Annotated in this window: 18 protein-coding genes; 10 read left to right on the top strand and 8 right to left on the bottom strand. The window is 68.2% G+C overall.

What is annotated here, in order from left to right; all coding sequences use genetic code 11:
* Positions 1 to 50 precede the first annotated feature (50 nt).
* Genes ABD210_RS14075 through ABD210_RS14065 form a run of 3 tightly spaced genes read left to right on the top strand, consistent with a single transcriptional unit; the run spans position 51 to position 2,352 of the window.
* The gene (locus ABD210_RS14075; RefSeq protein ID WP_344111694.1) at positions 51 to 863 is read left to right on the top strand and encodes a class I SAM-dependent methyltransferase; all 813 of its coding nucleotides are present in this window, start codon (positions 51 to 53) and stop codon (positions 861 to 863) included.
* The gene (locus ABD210_RS14070) at positions 856 to 1,458 is read left to right on the top strand and encodes a bifunctional DNA primase/polymerase (RefSeq protein ID WP_344111693.1); all 603 of its coding nucleotides are present in this window, start codon (positions 856 to 858) and stop codon (positions 1,456 to 1,458) included. The genes ABD210_RS14075 and ABD210_RS14070 overlap by 8 nt, the downstream gene beginning before the upstream one ends.
* A 21-nt stretch (positions 1,459 to 1,479) precedes the next feature.
* Entirely contained in the window at positions 1,480 to 2,352 is an 873-nt protein-coding gene (locus tag ABD210_RS14065; RefSeq protein ID WP_344111692.1) for a GNAT family N-acetyltransferase, read from the top strand.
* On the opposite strand, the gene ABD210_RS14060 is transcribed toward ABD210_RS14065, so the two are convergent.
* The 3 genes from ABD210_RS14060 to ABD210_RS14050 form a co-directional block, all read right to left on the bottom strand.
* Positions 2,306 to 2,539, bottom strand: a complete 234-nt coding sequence (locus tag ABD210_RS14060; RefSeq protein WP_344111691.1) for a hypothetical protein — start codon at positions 2,537 to 2,539, stop codon at positions 2,306 to 2,308. The genes ABD210_RS14065 and ABD210_RS14060 overlap by 47 nt on opposite strands.
* A gap of 633 nt (positions 2,540 to 3,172) precedes the next feature.
* Positions 3,173 to 4,303 carry a TIGR03118 family protein gene (locus tag ABD210_RS14055; protein WP_344111690.1) on the bottom strand — a complete coding sequence of 377 codons (1,131 nt, stop codon included), beginning with the start codon at positions 4,301 to 4,303 and terminating at the stop codon, positions 3,173 to 3,175.
* A 209-nt stretch (positions 4,304 to 4,512) separates the two neighbouring features.
* Positions 4,513 to 5,154, bottom strand: coding sequence for a hypothetical protein (locus tag ABD210_RS14050; protein WP_344111689.1), 642 nt, complete (start codon positions 5,152 to 5,154; stop codon positions 4,513 to 4,515).
* 261 nt (positions 5,155 to 5,415) lie between these two features.
* Between ABD210_RS14050 and ABD210_RS14045 the strand changes: the two genes are divergently transcribed.
* The 5 genes from ABD210_RS14045 to ABD210_RS14025 all read left to right on the top strand — a co-directional run bounded on the left by ABD210_RS14045 (position 5,416) and on the right by ABD210_RS14025 (position 11,961).
* Positions 5,416 to 7,992, top strand: coding sequence for a sensor histidine kinase (locus tag ABD210_RS14045; RefSeq protein WP_344111688.1), 2,577 nt, complete (start codon positions 5,416 to 5,418; stop codon positions 7,990 to 7,992).
* A complete protein-coding gene (locus ABD210_RS14040) occupies positions 7,989 to 8,666 on the top strand; it encodes a response regulator (RefSeq protein WP_344111687.1) in 678 nt (225 codons plus the stop codon). The genes ABD210_RS14045 and ABD210_RS14040 overlap by 4 nt, the downstream gene beginning before the upstream one ends.
* Before the next feature lie 24 nt (positions 8,667 to 8,690).
* Positions 8,691 to 9,707, top strand: a complete 1,017-nt coding sequence (locus ABD210_RS14035; protein WP_344111686.1) for a magnesium and cobalt transport protein CorA — start codon at positions 8,691 to 8,693, stop codon at positions 9,705 to 9,707.
* A gap of 62 nt (positions 9,708 to 9,769) precedes the next feature.
* Positions 9,770 to 10,624: a hypothetical protein gene (locus ABD210_RS14030; protein WP_344111685.1), complete on the top strand. Its 855-nt coding sequence runs from the start codon at positions 9,770 to 9,772 to the stop codon at positions 10,622 to 10,624.
* 83 nt (positions 10,625 to 10,707) lie between these two features.
* Complete coding sequence (locus ABD210_RS14025) at positions 10,708 to 11,961, top strand: SGNH/GDSL hydrolase family protein (protein ID WP_344111684.1); 1,254 nt, start codon at positions 10,708 to 10,710, stop codon at positions 11,959 to 11,961.
* A gap of 19 nt (positions 11,962 to 11,980) precedes the next feature.
* Here ABD210_RS14025 and ABD210_RS14020 read toward each other — a convergent pair whose 3' ends face one another.
* The 4 genes from ABD210_RS14020 to ABD210_RS14005 all read right to left on the bottom strand — a co-directional run bounded on the left by ABD210_RS14020 (position 11,981) and on the right by ABD210_RS14005 (position 15,761).
* Positions 11,981 to 13,402: an aromatic amino acid lyase gene (locus tag ABD210_RS14020; RefSeq protein ID WP_344111683.1), complete on the bottom strand. Its 1,422-nt coding sequence runs from the start codon at positions 13,400 to 13,402 to the stop codon at positions 11,981 to 11,983.
* Positions 13,403 to 13,472: 70 nt separating this feature from the next.
* On the bottom strand, positions 13,473 to 14,309 hold the full coding sequence (locus tag ABD210_RS14015; protein WP_344111681.1) for an SMP-30/gluconolactonase/LRE family protein: 837 nt from the start codon (positions 14,307 to 14,309) through the stop codon (positions 13,473 to 13,475).
* A gap of 70 nt (positions 14,310 to 14,379) precedes the next feature.
* Positions 14,380 to 14,625, bottom strand: coding sequence for a type B 50S ribosomal protein L31 (locus ABD210_RS14010; protein WP_325024287.1), 246 nt, complete (start codon positions 14,623 to 14,625; stop codon positions 14,380 to 14,382).
* Positions 14,622 to 15,761 carry a CobW family GTP-binding protein gene (locus ABD210_RS14005; RefSeq protein WP_344111679.1) on the bottom strand — a complete coding sequence of 380 codons (1,140 nt, stop codon included), beginning with the start codon at positions 15,759 to 15,761 and terminating at the stop codon, positions 14,622 to 14,624. Before ABD210_RS14005 ends, ABD210_RS14010 begins: the two co-directional genes overlap by 4 nt.
* A gap of 155 nt (positions 15,762 to 15,916) precedes the next feature.
* On the opposite strand from ABD210_RS14005, the gene rpmG reads away from it, so the two are divergent.
* Complete coding sequence (rpmG, locus tag ABD210_RS14000; RefSeq protein ID WP_344111678.1) at positions 15,917 to 16,084, top strand: 50S ribosomal protein L33; 168 nt, start codon at positions 15,917 to 15,919, stop codon at positions 16,082 to 16,084.
* Between the two features lie 9 nt (positions 16,085 to 16,093).
* Complete coding sequence (rpsN, locus tag ABD210_RS13995; RefSeq protein ID WP_344111677.1) at positions 16,094 to 16,399, top strand: 30S ribosomal protein S14; 306 nt, start codon at positions 16,094 to 16,096, stop codon at positions 16,397 to 16,399.
* 52 nt (positions 16,400 to 16,451) lie between these two features.
* Here the strand turns inward: rpsN and ABD210_RS13990 are convergent, their stop codons facing one another.
* The gene (locus ABD210_RS13990; protein WP_344111674.1) at positions 16,452 to 16,781 is read right to left on the bottom strand and encodes a carboxylesterase family protein; all 330 of its coding nucleotides are present in this window, start codon (positions 16,779 to 16,781) and stop codon (positions 16,452 to 16,454) included.
* Positions 16,782 to 16,793 lie beyond the last annotated feature (12 nt).

The raw sequence follows: 16,793 nt of genomic DNA, 5'->3' as shown, positions 1-16,793 counted from the left end.
CCTGGGAATGGCCTGTTGGTGGGGCATGCGGGTGTCCAGAATCGATCGACATGACGACGCAAGTGGACATTGAGACGCACTACACCACCAGGCATGACGAGGCGACCCGGCTGAGCTCGACGTTGAAGGGGCGGCTGGAGCAGGCGAGGGTTCGGGACCTGCTGCAGCGGTACCTTCCCGAGCCGCCGGCTGACATCGGGGACATCGGAGGTGGACCGGGGATTCACGCCAGCTGGCTGCAGGAGCAGGGGTATTCGGTCGAGCTGCTGGATCCTGTGCAACACCATGTCGAACAAGCGACGGCCGCGGGAATCAACGCAGTACAAGGGGATGCGCGGCGGTTGCCGTGGGACAACGAGTACTTCGACGCGGTGCTGCTGGCCGGGCCGATGTATCACCTGCCCGAGGCGGCGGATCGGCGACTCGCACTGCGGGAGGCTGTTCGGGTGATCAAGCCCGGCGGGTTCATCGCGGTGATCGCGATCAACCGGGCGGCCAACCTGATCGGTTCGACGCTGGCCAACAAGCTGCTGCAGCGGCAGGGGATCGTTACCGACATCCTCGACACCGGGTTCAGTCCGGACAACGAGCGGATGGCGGAAACGACGTACCACACCGTCACCCAGCTGCGGACCGAGCTGACGAATGCAGGCCTGCGTGCAGTCACCGTGCACGGCCTGACCGGTCCGGGCGGCTGGCTGACGGTGACGATCGACGCGCACTTCAAGGATGAGCCGCTGCCGGCCAGCTTCACCGAGCCGGACCCGCTGCAGACCGCCCTCGAGTGCTCGAGGCTCGCCGATCGCTTCCCGGAGTTGGTGCCCTCCAGTTCGCTCCTCTTCGCGGTCGGCCAACGTGCCTGACGCCTGGACCGGCCGCGGTTGGAGCACCAGCGGTTGGGCGCGGGACGCCCACGTGCGGAGGGTGCGCGAGCGGGCGATCCGGTACGCCGTCAACGGGTGGCCGGTGGCTCCACTCGCGGTGCCGCAGCACGGTGTGTGCCTCTGCCTTCGCGGCGACTGCGTGGATCCACACCTGGTCGGCGGGGTGGTGCGTCAGGGCTTCCAGGCGGACGCGGTGTGGAGCGAACATCCGTGGGGCATCGCATTGGTCACCGAGGGGTTCGACGTCGTGGACATCCCGCCTGAGTTCGGGGCACTGCTGAACCAGCACCTCAAGACGACTTGCCCGACGGCGATGGCGCCCGCGCGCAGGCGTTGGTGGTTCTTCCTAGTGCCGGGGTCGATCCCCGCCGGACAAGTCGCGGCTGCCGGCGGCGTACTGCACTCGGGTGTGGATGACTGGGTGCCGGCGCCAGGAACAAACAGCGAAACGACCGGGCGGGTGCGTTGGCTGGTCCAGCCGCACCTGACCAGCTGGCAGCCGTACCGGCGGCGGGATCCGATCGACCTGGTGTTCCCCAGCCTGACCGGAGCGGTGGGCAGAGCTGAGCGGTAATTCTCTGACTATAGTCAGAGAATGGGGATCGCCGATGTCAGGAGATTCAACCGGACCGTGACACAGCGGATCGGGGCGCTCAACGATGCTTACATGTCGCGCGATCGCCCGCTCGGCCAGGCGCGGGTGCTCTGGGAGATCGGGCCGGACGGGTGTGACCTCAGGGCGCTGCGGTCGCGGCTGGATCTGGACTCGGGTTACCTGAGCCGGCTGCTCCGGGTGCTCGAGAACGACGGGCTCGTCGAGGTCGACCAGAGTGACGGCGACGGCCGGGTCCGGACCGCGCGGTTGACGAAGAAGGGCAGGGCCGAGCGCGAGGTGCTCGACCAGCGGTCGGACGACCTGGCCGCTTCGATTCTCGAGCCATTGAGCGACCGGCAACGGACCCGGCTGATCAGCGCGATGGGTGAGGTCGAGCGGCTGCTGATCGCGTCGACGGTCCAGGTCGGCAGCGTGGATCCGCGGCATCCGGACGCCCGGTTCTGCGTCCAGGCCTACTTCGACGAGCTGGCCGAGCGCTTCGAGGGCGGGTTCGACCATGCCCGCACGATCTCGGCCGGCGTCGACGAACTGACGCCTCCCGCCGGGCTGCTGCTGGTTGCCACGTTGCACTCGCAGCCGGTGGGTTGCGGCGCGCTCAAGTTCCACGACGACGAACCGGCCGAGGTCAAGCGCATGTGGGTCTCCCGGGACGTTCGCGGACTCGGTCTCGGGCGTCGACTTCTGACCGAGCTGGAGAAGCAGGCCTCGGCCCGCGGCGTCGGAGTACTGCGTCTGGAGACCAATCGCAAGCTGGTCGAAGCGATCGCGCTGTACCGGGCGGCCGGCTATCGCGAGGTTCCTGCGTTCAACTCCGAGCCTTACGCCCACCACTGGTTCGAGAAGGATCTCTGAACGCCGCGAACTCCCGCGGCTCCAGCCGAGCCTCGTCCCCCGCCGCCTTCATCGCCTTGACCAGCTCGGCGCGGTAAGCCCGGTCCATTGCCGACAGCAACTGATCCGGCATCGCTCCACACAGCCCGTACTGCGAGAACGGCAGCCGCAGGCAGGCGGCGTTCAGTCGGGCGATGGCCTCGAGCATCAGCTTCGTCCCCCGTCGTCCGCCGACACAGATTGTCTAGAAGTCTTGGTGCGGCGAAGCCGTGAAGGTCGAGTCAGGTTCAGGCGGTGAGGCCGGACTTTGTGATGTTGCGGGGACAGGCCCGGAGTGCCAGCATTCACAGGCAACCTGCGGGTGTCGCGAGCAGGCCTACGCACGCTCGCTGGAGGCAATCAGCCGCGGTTGATGAGCGTTGGCGCTGCAGGGCTGTCAACGATCCCGTCGAAACCATGCCGCCATTGATCAGCACTCGACTCGGTGGCGCGCAGCGGTCCGGAAGCGGCGACCTTGAACACCAAACAGCGACCGCGGACACGAAATAACGTGTTCAAGGCCCCGACTACCTGTCCCAGGTCCCCGCTCTTGGTCAGGGCAGCACCCACCCAGCCCTCCGCGGCCCCCTGCCGAGAGGCATCATCACGAACTACGGCTGTCGTACTAGCGGACAAAGGGGAAGAGGGAAAGCATTCTCGGTAGGCGGAGGATCCGAGCTGAGGAGTCCCCTCGGCTCCTCAGCTCAGTCCTCCGCTGGCACCGAAACCGTGCTCAGTTCCCCCTAGTTGGGGTACCGCCCCCGGCACGGGGGGTCGGGGGGCCGGGGGCGGTTGTCCCGGGTCAGGGCAGGCGTAGGACGCCGAGGAGACCGTGCGTCTCGTTGGCGATGCCTGCCGAGAACCAGACCGAATCGGTGCCGCCGGTTGCAGTGGTACCGGGTAGCAGAGCCCAGAGGCCAGGGATCACCAGGGTGTGGCCGTTGGTCTTCTTGAGCTGCCCCTCGATCTTGTTGTCGAAGCGGCCCTGCGACTTGGGCTCGACGAAGTTGATCCGACCGTCGCCGAAGTTGCCGATCAGCAGCGAGCCGGCGTGCTTACCCCATGCGGCCGGAGCGATCGCCAGCCCCCAAGGAGCGTTCAGCGAGCCGCGCGAGGCGATGCGGGCGACGAACTTGCCGTCCACGGTGTACTCGTCGACGAAGCCCAGGCCCTTGCCGCTGGCGTTACGCCCGGTCTTCGGGTCGACCTTGGCGTAGGCCACGAAGATCTTGTCGCTGCCGTTGACCTTCAGCGTCTGCGCGTTGAACGGGGAGTAGCCCTTCGGCAGGTGGGAGTCCCGGAAGGCCCCATAGGGCTGCTTGACCTTGTCGAACTTGCTGTCGAAGACGTCGATCCGGCCCTGCGCGAAGTTCGCTGCGTACAGCTGAGGACCGTTCTTGGCCGTCGCGATGGCGAGCCCGGTGTAGACGGCGTCCTTCACGGTCGCCTTGATCTCGGCCGCGCCGATCAGCGGGTCCACCGTGCCGGACCAGGCGGCGATCTGGCCGCTCAGGGTGGCGAAGATGAAGGCGGCCGGCGCGGTGGCAGTGTCGCTGCTGAGCACGAAGCCGGTGGTGTTGTTGAAGACCTGGCCGGTCGGCACTGGCACGGTGACGCGGACGCCGGCATTCTTGGTTGCTGTGGTCTGGCCCGGGAGCCAGCGGTACAAAGTGGAAGTTGAGGTGCCCTGGTTCGACGACCAGATCGGCGTGGCTGGGCCGAAGGACAGGCCCCATGGGTTGACCAGGTCAGGATCGAGGAGCACATCTGGCCCCATCGGCAGGTCCGAGACCAGGTTCACCTGCTTGACCGCGAACCCGTCGCTGTGACCCGAGGACTGCTGTGCGCTGGCGGCGCTGGGCGCGACCAAGGCCAGTCCACCGATCAATGCGGCGACGACGGCGAGTGGTCGGCCTTTCGTACGAAGCGACATAACACTTTCCTGTCGGTTAGGAAGTGGAACATCCTCCACACGACCGAAACAGTGGCGTGGTTCACCTGTCTCGAAAGAGGCGCCGATCCCTTGCGACGTGCTCTGGATTCCCGCACGTGCGATCACTCAGTGTCGATGAGATTTCGCCGAGCGCCTCGGGCGGGACAGCGTGGTCGAGCGCCACGCTGTCCCGTCCGGGGCGGCCTGATCTAGGCCCAGGTCTCCGCGTGGGTGACGACGCCGTTCGGGGCGCCGATCTCGGTGACGACGTCGTCCGCGTCCGCTTCCAGCGGCTCGAACGGGTACTCCGGTACTACGTACGCGCGGGCCCCGGCGACGAGGTCGACCCCGGGCAGCTCGAACCACGCCTCGCCGAGCTCGCGGCTGATCTCGTAGATCGCCTGCTCGGCCGAATCCACCGGCTCCCGCTCGCCTGACTCGTCCAGCTCGGCCGGGTGCCGCTCCTGCGCGGACCGGCCGGCCTCGAGCAGTGCGTCCAGGTCGACCACGCGCAGGTCGAACCGCGACACCACGCTGATCAGCTGTTCCTGCTCCTCCTCCGGCTCCTCCTCTTCCTCGTCCTCGCCTTCCTCCTCGAGCAGCAGCGGCGCCGTACCGGTGTGTTCGAAGACTGCGTCGTTCCAGCCCTCGACGAGCTCCTCCAGCGCGACGTTCTGCTCGTACAGGGTGTTCTGCTCGTCCGGCCCGCCGGTCATCGCCAGCAGGGCCTCGGTGTGGGCCTGGAGCCGCTCGGCTAGCAGGCGGCTCGCCTCGGCCAGCGCCCTGCGGCTCTCTTCAGAGAAGAACTGGTCCCCGGAACCCGGGACCTGCTGGTCATCCACTTCAGTCACTGCGTTCTTCCCTAACTCTCAGGTGGGCCTGCGATTGCCAGGCGTAAGTATGCGCAGTCCGACCCGCAGACCGAAGTCGTGTCCGAAAACCGTCCGCATGAGAGAGCTGTTAGAGGTCTGGACGGGGTTGTTAGAGCACCGTGAGAACGCTCCTGACGGCGCCACCAGCGGTGTGCAGTGGACGCTCATACCAGGCGCTCGCCGCGCTGGGCCGAACCGAACGGCGACAGGGCGAATGGGCCGAACTGAGAGCATGGGGGTATGAGCACTAGCGGTCGCGGGCATCTGCGGATCTACCTGGGTGCCGCGCCCGGCGTCGGCAAGACCTACAAGATGCTGGGCGAGGCCCAACGCAGGCGGGAACGCGGCACGGACGTGGTGGTGGGATTCGTCGAGACCCACGGCCGGGAGCACACGGCCGAGATGCTCGACGGCCTGGAAGTGGTGCCGCGACGGATTCTCGACCACCGCGGCGCCAGTTTCACCGAGCTGGACGTGGATGCGCTGCTGGCCCGCCGGCCCGAGGTCGCCCTGGTCGACGAGCTTGCCCACACCAACGTGCCCGGCAGCCGGAACGAGAAGCGGTGGGAGGACATCGACGACCTGCTCAGCGCGGGCATCGACGTGATCTCCACGGTGAACATCCAGCACCTCGAGTCGATCAACGATGTGGTGCAGAAGATCACCGGCGTGCCGCAGCGGGAGACGGTGCCGGACCGGGTGGTCCGTGCCGCGGACCAGATCGAGCTGGTCGACATGACGCCGGAGGCTCTGCGCCGACGGATGGCGCACGGCAACGTCTACGCCGCCGATAAGGTGGATGCTGCCCTGGGCAACTACTTCCGGGTCGGCAACCTGTCCGCCCTGCGCGAACTGGCGTTGTTGTGGCTGGCGGACCGGGTCGACGCGGGCCTGCAGCAGTACCGTGCTCAGCATGACATCGACTCCACCTGGGAAGCCCGGGAGCGAGTGGTGGTGGCCCTCACCGGTGGTCCCGAAGGTGAGACCCTGATCCGGCGTGCCGCCCGCATTGCCGCCCGGTCCTCCGGTGGAGACCTGCTCGCCGTACACGTCACCCGCTCCGACGGACTGACCGGCGCCAATCCCACCGCACTCGCCACGCAACGGACCCTGGTCGAGAGCCTCGGTGGGACGTATCACCAGATCGTCGGCGAGAACATCTCGGATGCGCTGCTGTCCTTCGCCCGCGGGGAGAATGCCACCCAACTGGTGCTCGGCGGCAGCCGCCGCTCCTGGTTCTCGTCGCTGCTGGGGCCCGGCATCGGCGCCGGCACGATCCGCGACTCCGGGGACATCGACGTCCACATCGTCACCCATTCGGAGATGGGACGCGGCCGGTTGCCTCGGGCGCGCGGCAGCCTGTCGCCCCAGCGACAGCTTCAAGGCTTCGCGCTGGCGATTCTGCTGCCGCCGTTGCTGGCCCTGCTGCTCGGTCTCGGTGGCGACACGCTGAACCTGACGAGCAACGTCCTCGCGTTCCTGCTGGCCGTGGTGGTCGTCGCGTTGGTCGGCGGGCTCTGGCCCGCGATCGTGACCGCAGTCGCCGGCACGCTCGTGCTGAACTACTACTTCACCCCGCCCACCCGGACCTTCACGATCGCCGAGGTGAACAACGCCTTGGCGCTGGCGATCTTCCTCCTCGTCGCTGCGCTCGTGAGCTCGGTCGTGGACCGGGCTGCCCGCCGGACCCGGCAGGCCGCCCGCGCCGCCGCCGAGTCCGAGACCCTCGCGACGCTGGCCGGCACGGTACTGCGCGGCGAGACCGCCCTGCCCGCCCTGATGGAACGACTCCGCGAGGCCTTCGGCATGACCGGCGCAGTACTGCTCGAGCGGGTGCAAACCGACGAGCTGACCGAGACCTGGCGACCTCTGGCCGCAGCCGGTACTGCGACCTGTCGCCGCCCCGAGGAAGGGGATGCCGAGATCCCAGCCAGGGATGACCTTGTCCTCGTCCTCCAGGGCCACCAGCTGGCTGCCGACGAACGCCGGCTCGTCGGCGCCTTCGCGGCACATGCGGCGGCCCTGGTGGATCGGGCCCGTTTGAGCGAAGCCGCCGCAGAAGCGAAGCCGCTCGTCGAAGCCGACAAGTTGCGTACTGCGCTGCTCCGGGCAGTCGGCCATGACCTGCGCTCACCGTTGGCCTCGGCGAAAGCGTCGGTGACCAGTCTTCGCAGCGACGACGTCGAGTGGACCGAGTCCGAGCGGGACGAATTGCTCACGACTGCAGACGAGTCGCTGGACCGGCTCGCGCGACTGGTGGACAACCTGCTCGACCTGAGCCGGCTGCAGGCCGGCGTCCTGCCCGTCTTCGCCCGGCCGATGGCGCTGGACGACGTTCTGCCAGGTGCTTTGGCCGAGCTGGGTGATGCCGCTGCGAAGGTCACGGTCGACATCCCGCACACCCTGCCGTTGGTGGCCGCGGATGCCGCCCTGCTGGAGCGAGTGATCGCGAACCTGCTGGCCAACGCTGTCCGGCACTCACCAGAAGGCCGTCCGCCGCTGGTGACCGGCAGCGCGCTCGGCGATTTCGTCGAGATCCGGATCATCGATCGCGGCCCGGGGATCCCGGCGGCCGACCGCGACCGGGTGTTCGCGCCGTTCCAACGGCTCGGTGACACCGACAACACGGTCGGGGTCGGGCTGGGCCTCGCGCTCGCCCGCGGCCTGACCGAAGCGATGCACGGGACCCTGCAGCCGGAGGACACCCCCGGCGGTGGTCTGACCATGGTCGTCTCGATGCCTTCGGCAACCTTGCGTCCGGCCGACGCGCCGGTGCCCGGCAGTCGGGAACGCGCTGAGCCGGAGGTGCAGGGATGACCAGGGTGCTGGTGGTCGACGACGAGCCGCAGATCGTGCGGGCGCTGCAGATCAACCTGAAGGCCCGACGGTACGAAGTACAGGTGGCGGGCAGCGGTACGGCGGCGCTCAAGGTGGCCGCGCAACATCCGCCGGACCTGGTGATCCTCGACCTCGGGTTGCCCGACTTCGACGGGGTCGAGGTGATCCGCGGGCTGCGTGGCTGGACGGAGGCGCCGATCCTGGTGCTGTCCGGGCGGACGGACGCCACGGACAAGGTGGAGGCGCTCGACGCGGGCGCGGACGACTACGTGACCAAGCCGTTCGGGATCGACGAACTGCTCGCCCGGATGCGCGCGGTACTGCGCCGCAGCAACCTCGCGCAGGACGCGCCGGTGGTGATCGTCGGCGGCGCCCAGGTGGACCTTTCGGCGAAGCGAGTCACACTGGACGGCGGAGAGGACATCCGCCTCACCCCGACCGAGTGGCATCTACTGGAGGTGCTTGTCCGGCACCCTGGCAAGCTGATGTCGCAGCGGCAACTCCTGACCGAGGTGTGGGGGCCGGGCTACGAGTCTGCGAGTGGCAACCTGCGCTTCTACATGGGGCAGCTGCGCCGAAAGCTCGAAGCCGACCCCGCCCGGCCGGCGCATCTGCTCACCGAGCCCGGCATGGGCTACCGCTTCGAGCCGTGACTTCCCTACTGCTGAGGAGATCCGTTGGCGATCATCGAGAACGCCGTCTACGTCGACGGCCGCCGCGTCAGCGAGCCCGCGACCCTCGATGACACCTATACGCAGCTCCGAGCCCGGGACGGGATGGCGTGGATCGGGCTCTACCGACCCGACCCCTTGGAGATCGAGTCGGTCGGGGACGAGTTCGGCTTCCACCGGCTGGCCGTCGAGGACACCATCTCGGCCCACCAACGCCCGAAGCTGGAGCGCTACGGCGAAGTGCTCTTCACCGTACTGCGCTCCGCCCGCTACCGGGACGACCTCGAACGGGTGGAGTTCGGCGAGCTCCACATCTTCACCGGCAAGGACTTCGTCGTCACCGTCCGGCACGCCGAGTCGCCCGATCTCGGCCTGGTCCGTAAACGGCTCGAGGAGACCCCCGACCTGCTGAAGTGCGGCCCCGAGGCGGTGCTCTACGCCATCCTCGACCAGGTGGTCGACGAGTACCAGCCGGTCGTCGACGGCCTGCAGGGCGACATCGACGAGATCGAGGACCAGGTCTTCAACGGAGATCCCGAGGTGTCCCGGCGGATCTACGAACTGCTCCGTGAGGTGGTCAAGTTCATGCGGGCGACCCAGCCGCTGCCGGCCATGCTCGCCGACTTGCGCGGCGGGTTCGAGAAGTACGGCGTAGCCGAGGAACTGCAGCAGAACCTCCGCGACGTGGCAGACCACGTCGAACGCGTCGTCGACCAGTCGGCCGGGTTCAAGGTGCTGCTGATCAACCTGATCGGGGTCAACGGCACGCTGGTCGCGCAACGTCAGAACGACGAGACCCAGCGGCTGTCCGAGCTCAGCCTCCGGCAGAACGAAGAGGTGAAGCGGATCTCGTCCTGGGCCGCCATTCTGTTCGCACCGACCCTGGTCGCCTCGGTCTACGGCATGAACTTCACCCACATGCCCGAGCTGCATTGGATGGCCGGCTACCCCTACGCCCTCCTCCTGATGCTGTGTGTCAGCGTCGCCCTCTACACCATCTTCAAGAAGCGCGGCTGGCTCTGACGCTGACCGCCCTGTCCGATTCGTTCAAGACGGGTGGGCTGCTGATGCGGGAGGGTGTGGGCATGGAGACTTTCACTGCTGCTCGTGAGTTCATCCGGCGGGAAGGCCGGCTGGTGGAGCGCCGGCTGTTCGCGACGCTCTTCGAAGGGGCCGATCCGGCCGGGGTGGTGGACGCGCTGCGCGGCTATCAGAACGCCGACGGCGGGTTCGGGCACGGGCTGGAACCGGACAAGAGGTGTCCGGACAGCCTCGCGATCGACGTCGAGACCGCCTTCGACATCCTGCTGGCCGCGGGTGCTCGCGACGACGAGATGATCGGGCGGGCGTGCGACTGGTTGCAGTCCGCCGCCACGCCGGAAGGTCCCGTGTCGCTTGCCACGCCGGTGATGGAGCCATATCCCAAGGCCGCGCACTGGAGCGACTGGACCTACGCGCCCAGTCTCAACCCGACCGCCGGACTCGTCGGACGCCTTGACGCGTTCGGCTTCGAGCACCCGTGGCGTGACCAGGCCGCCGCCTGGTGTGCCTCCGCCTTGGCCCAGGGCTTCCCGGACGAGGCGCACGCGATGCACGAGTCGATGGAGTACCTGGAGCGTCACTCCGACGAGGCGGACGTCGCCAAGGTGAAGGAGTGGCTGCCGAAGCTGTCGTACTACCGCGCCGACGCCGCCGACCCGGAGTACGGGGTGACGCCGTTGCACTTCGCGCCGACGCCGGACAGCTTCTGGCGGCAGCTCTTCGACGATCAGCAGCTCGAGGGACACCTGGACCGGCTGGTCGCGGACCAGCAGGCCGACGGCGGCTGGGCGATCACCTGGGAACCGCCGGGCGTCGCCGCGACTCTCGAATACCGAGGCATCGAAACGCTTCGAGCCCTCCGGGTCCTCAAGGCCTACGACCGGTTGCCGACCAGCTGATTCGCCGGCCCAGGCGCGACATCGCCCGGGAGGAGCATGATCGCCGGCTGTGACAGAATCGGCGCTCGTGAGGAGGCCGACTCGTGCTGGTTGCTGACGGCTGGTGGCAGTCGTTGTTCTCCTCGATCGCTGCAATCGCCGCGATCTTGCCGGGCGCCGGAGTCCCGGCGGTGCCGCTGGCTCCGCAGGCGCCGACTAGGGCAGCGCGTTCCGACGGCTGGGCAGGTAGTTGGGCCGCCGCTGTCACCGAGGCTGACAAGACAGGTGTCTCCGCGACCGGTGTCGCGAACACGACACTGCGCCAGGTCGCGCATCTGTCCGTGGGTGGCGGTTCTGTTCGCGTCCGATTTTCGAACCGTTTCGGTACCCGTCCGTTGGTGATCGGCCGGACCACCGTCGCGCCGCGGAGGGCCGCACTCGCCGGTACGCCGACTGTCGAACTACTGCAGCTGGTTCCCTTGACCTTCGGCGGGCGTGGTTCGACCACCATCCCGGTGGGCGCTGAGGCGGTGTCGGATGCGGTCGCCCTGCCTGTCGCGGAGGACAGCGACCTCGTGGTCAGCACGTACTTCCCGCAGCCGACCGGGCCGCTCACCCAGCACCCAGCCGGGTGCGCGACCGCGTTCAGTGCTGACGGTGACCAGACTGGCTCGGGTGGAGCGCCGTACCGGAAGGTGGCGGGGACGGCCCGCTACGTCGTCGACGGGGTCGATGTGCGGGGCGACGCGGAAGGCTCGGTCGTCCTGTTCGGCGACTCGATCACCGACGGCGCCTCGTCGCCGATCGACAAGAACCTGCGCTACCCGGATCAGCTGGCCGATCTGCTTCTCACCCGTGGTTTCGGCGCGCTCAACATCGGCATCGCCGGCAACCGGCTGCTGGCGAACGGCGGTACCTCGGGTGAGGCCGCGCTCGGCCGGTTCGACCGCGACGTGATCCGCTGGCCCGGCGTCCGGAGTGTCGTCATCCTGGAGGGCATCAACGACATCCGCATCTCCCGCGGTTCGATCCCGGCGACGCAACTCATCAACGCGCACCGCCAACTGATCTCCCGGGCGCATGCGGCCGGCCTGAAGGCGTACGGCGCCACGCTCACGCCGTACTGGGCCTCCGACCAGTACACGGTCGGCGGCGAGGTGGCCCGGCAGGCGCTGAACCACTGGATCCGTACATCAGGCGAATACGACGGGTTCGTCGACTTCGAGCGCGCCGTCCGCGACCCGAAAGCACCGCTCCAGCTCCTGGCCGCCTATGACAGCGGCGACCATCTGCACCCGAACACCGCCGGCTTCACCGCCATGGCCCGAGCCGTCAACCTGGACCTCATCACCCGCTGAACCACCTGACCGCGCCTCCTCAGCCGGCCTCGGCCGGATGCTCGACCTGGCGGTCTCCCCATTGGGTCAGCAAGCCGCGGGCGATCTCGAGGTCGTCGCGCAGCGAGCGATCAGCCAGATCATCCGGCAGCGCGGCCAACGCATCCGCCAGCCACGGACCGACGGCAGCGGGTGCGAGTTGCTCCGGCTGCAAACCCGCCAGCCTCACCGCGCGAACCGCCGTCACGAGCTCAGCCGACAGCACGTCCCGCAGCGCATCAAGCAACTGCGCGGTCAGTACGGCGGCCTGTGGCGCGAAGCTGGCGTGGTGCTCCGCCCCGCGCGAAAGTGTCGCCGTCCCAAGGGTGGCGGGTTGTGCCGTCGAGCGGACCGAGGCGAGCGCGTCGTGGGCCACGTACTCGATCATCATCACACCCGAGCTCGCCTCGGCCCCACTGGCGAGGAACCTGCTCAGCCCGGTGAACTCCGGATCGACCAGGTTCGCGACCCGCGAGGTGGAAAGCGTCGCCACACTGTGCAGGCTCAGTCGCAACGAGTCGAGCGCCAGCGCGATCGGCATGGCGTGCCAGTTGCCGTTGTGCAGCACGGTGTCCCCGACGACCAGTGGGTTCTCCGCGGAGGCGTTCATGTCGATGGTCAGAGTGTTGCCCAGGGCATCGACATGGTCGACCGCCGGGCCGAGCACCTGGGCGAACGCGCGCAGGCCGAACGGATCCTGGACGCGCGCCGGTGGGATCGGCAGCCCGTCCAGCAGGCCGCGCATCCGCCGGGCCACCCGGACCTGGCCCGGCTGGGGTCGCGCCTCGTGCACGCGCACGTCGTACACCTCGGCGTTGCCGCGGAGGGCGACGTGGGACAGCGCGCCGACCAGCGGGACCACGTTGATGAGGGTCGCGGCCTCGACGTAGGCGAGGCAACACTCGGCGAGGGTGAGCGCATTGCTGGAGAGCAGCGGTAGGGCGCTGGTGCCGTCGATGACGTCGCCCAGCGCCAGCCCGAGCTCCGCCAACGGCCCGAGGTCGCCGGTGCCGATGGCGCCGCCGCGATGCAGGTCGGGCAGGTCGTCATTGTTGAGCAGGGCAACGATCGCGTCGGCGACCTCGGGAGCCAGCCCCGACCCGCCCGTGGCCAGCTGGTTCACCCGGATCAGCAGCCCCAGCCGCACGACGTCCTTCGGGTACGACGTGATCCCCGTGGTCGAGTGGGACGCCAGCAGCCGCGCGCCGTGCTCCGGATCTACCGTCAGCACGTCCCGGTTGGCCCCGACCCCGGTGGTCCGCCCGTACACGGGTCGGTGCAGCGCGATCTCCGCGACCGCTACGGCCGAGTCCGTCATCCGCTTGCGCGCGGTCTCACCCAGCTGGACCGGCGTGCGCCGCTGCCCGAGCGACACGGCGTTCAGCGGCGTCAGCCCGACCCCGGAAATCTCAATCGGCTCCACTCGCACAGTGTGGATCCTGTGACCGCCGACACGTAGTAGCCCGCCCGCCTACGTGTCTGAGATCCGAGACTCAGTAGAAGAACGGTAGCTCCACGCCGATCACCCGGAAGGGCGGCGCGGCGGCGCTGCCCTTGGCGAACTGGGAGTTGACGATCAGTAGCCGCTTGCCGTCGGTGGCCAGCGTGGTGGGAGTGTCGAACGCGGGATCGGTGTATTCGCCGATCGGGATCACGGTCCGGGCTCCGTCCGGGACCTCGAGCGCAGCCAGGAAGAACTCCGCGTCCTGGATGGTCTGACCACGATTGCAGACGCCGATCAGAATGTTGCCGATCATCAGCAGGCCGTCCGCGGCGAAATCCGAGGCGATCGGCCGAGCGGAGCCGTCGGCGAGTTCCACCCGCCAGAGGGTCTCCGTGCCTTGGGCTGCTGCCAGCAGGGCTGTCTCGTCCGCGGTCGAGACGATGCCGTTCAGATAGGCATCGGGACCGGCGTCGGGGACGGGTACGGCGACCGGGTCCGCATCGGAGAGGAGGCTGAATCGCCAGATGACCGGTCGTGACGAGTCGGTCGCGTAGGCGTAGTCGCCGACCACCCAGACGTCGTTGAGGAATCCCTGAACCCCACGCTTGGAGACCAACCCGCGGCTGGCCACGTCGTACACGAAAAGCTGGCCGGTCTCGCCTCCGCAGACGACCAGCTGCGACCCGGAGTACAGGGTCATACCCACGGCGACGGTCCGGCCGTCGGTGCCGGCGGGTAGCCAGATCTCTGCTGTGGGTGACGTCAAGGCGCAGCGGAAGATCGTGCCGTCGGCGCTGCTGCCGCTGAAGAAGTCGTTCTCCGGTCCGAGCGTGATCCCCTCCGGACGCACCCAGTCGCCTGGCAGCACGTACTCGGAGATGGGCATGACCTCCAACAGTAACGGCCCGCCGATCCTCCAGGGATCTGCGAGCCGTTGAGCCGTTGGCTACCGGGGACTACTTCTGGCCGTAGCGCTTCTTGAACTTCTCGACCCGGCCCTGGGTGTCCATCACGCGCTGCTGGCCCGTGTAGAACGGGTGGCTGGCCGACGAGATCTCGACGTCGACGACCGGGTAGGTGTTCCCGTCGTGCCACTCGATGGTCTCGTTGCTCTCGCGCGTCGAACCGGTCAGGAAGCTGAAGTTGCCGGACTTGTCCCGGAAGACGACGCGGCGGTAATCGGGGTGGATGTCCTTCTTCATGCGGCAGTACTTCCTTCCAGATAAGGGGCGAACGGGTCGGTCAATGTGCTGTCCCACTCATCCGCACGAAGGACACAACCATCCAGCCGCCGCCGTAATTCCCGGACGTCCAGATCGATTCCGGTGATCGACAGGTACGACGCGCGGTCGCCGTGGTCGGGGTGCCACTCGAGCGCTGAGCGGGCCTGGTGGGTCTGGCCGACCTCGGACCAGCGGTCCACCGGCAGGTCCGCGAGCCAGGGACCGAGCACTCCGAGGGCAATGTTCGTGCCGAAGCTGTCCCAGCCGAGCCGAGCATGCGGTTGCGACGCGAGCCACACCGTCCCCTTGCCCCGGGCGGTCCGAGCGACCAGGTCCTCGAGCGCGTCGTAGAGCCGCTCGGGGTGGAACGGTCGCGCGGACTGCCACACCAGGGTCTGCACCCTGCCCTCGTCCTGCAGGGGTGCGCTGATGCTGCCGGGCTCGACCCAGGTCTCGGCCGTATCCGGATCATGCAGCCGTACGCCGAGCAAGTCCGCGGCCGCCCCGGGGCTCCGGATGAGCGCCTGCGGGTTGAGCGCCCGTGCCAACGCCGCGGCGGTGTCGTCGGGACTACTCAGGATCACGGCGTTCGCGTATTCGATCTGTCGGGCGATCACCTCGGCGATGGCACGGCCGTCCTCCGCGGCGGTCGGGATGCCGCGGTCGTGGATCAGGTCCTCGCCGGTCAGGTCGTCGACGAAGGTGCCGGTGTGGGCCACGGTCAGCACGGCATTCACCCGGAGTTCCGAGCTCGCGTCGCGGGCGATCTCCTCGGCCAGTGCCTGGGTGTCCCCGGCGCCGGGGACCGACACGATCACCAGGCTGTACTTCTCGGCGGCGGCGATGCCGACCAGCAGCGGGACTAGCGAGTCACGCATCGCACAGGAGACACAAGGGTGACCCAGCCGGATCAGCTCGCGGTCGATCACGCCGGCCAGAGTCCGTGCGATCCGTACTACGGAGCCACCCGCCAGGCCGCTCACGTCGTACTCGACCAGGACGGCTGGTCCAGTTGCGGCCGGACCGGCAGGTCGGTCCGCGGCGGTCAGCAGGGTGGTGGCGACGGAGCCCCGGGTGGTCTCGTCGACCCCCGTCAGCAGAGTGACCGGCAGCATGGCGTCTCCCGTCTTATTGAAAACGATAACCAGTACAACGTACACTGTGCGGACCCGGACGGACTGCAGGGGTCCGAAGGAATACCCGGCCCCCGGCCCGGCGTTCACGGTACAGAAGTTCTACGGCGCGGGGACGCGCCCGGAAGGAAGGTCTGATGGCCAAGCGCAACGACGTCCGCCCGATCATCAAGCTGCGGAGCACTGCCGGCACCGGGTTCACCTATGTGACCCGCAAGAACCGGCGGAACGACCCCGATCGCCTGACGATGCGCAAGTACGATCCTAAGGTCCGCCAGCACGTCGACTTCCGCGAAGAGCGGTAAGGCCGACCGGTGGCAAAGACCAGCAAGATCGCCAAGAACGAGCAGCGCAAGAAGACGGTCGCCCTTTACGCCGAGCGCCGTGCGGAGCTCAAGCGGATCATCGCGGATCCGGCCACTGGGTTCGACGCGCGCGGCGAGGCGCAGCTGAAACTGCAGAAGCTGCCACGGGACGCGAGCCCGATCCGGGTTCGCAACCGGGACGCGGCAGACGGCCGGCCCCGCGGATACCTCCGCAAGGCCGGGATCTCCCGGGTCCGGTTCCGCACGATGGCTCATCGCGGGGAGCTGCCGGGAATCACCAAATCTTCTTGGTGATCTTGCAGAACGGCCCTTGCCGGGATGAGGTGTTCCCGGCAAGGGCCGTTTTCTATCTGTCCACGGACCGCCAGAAGCTGATCCGATGCTCGGTGGCGAAGTCGGTCCTGGTGACTCCGGCCGGATTCAGTGACTGCACGCTCGGGTCGAGCGGCGTCGCGCGGGGCCAGGTTGTCGAGCCCGGGAGGTTCGGGTTGCCGGTCCGGGCGAAGGCACTCCACCTCGCGATCACCTCGTCCGCCAACCTCGTCTGCGCCGGATCCAGGGGCGCCAGGATCTCCAGGTGGAACAGGTAGGCGAGGTCGCTCAGGTGGTGGGCACCGCTGCAAGGGCATGAGCTGGCATGAAGGGCACCTTCCTGCGATGGGCTGATGACCCTCAATCCTGGAAAGGG

This window comes from Kribbella alba, from assembly GCF_039529635.1.
GTDB classification, from domain to species: domain Bacteria; phylum Actinomycetota; class Actinomycetes; order Propionibacteriales; family Kribbellaceae; genus Kribbella; species Kribbella alba.
This window is presented reverse-complemented; position numbering and strand designations above follow the sequence as displayed.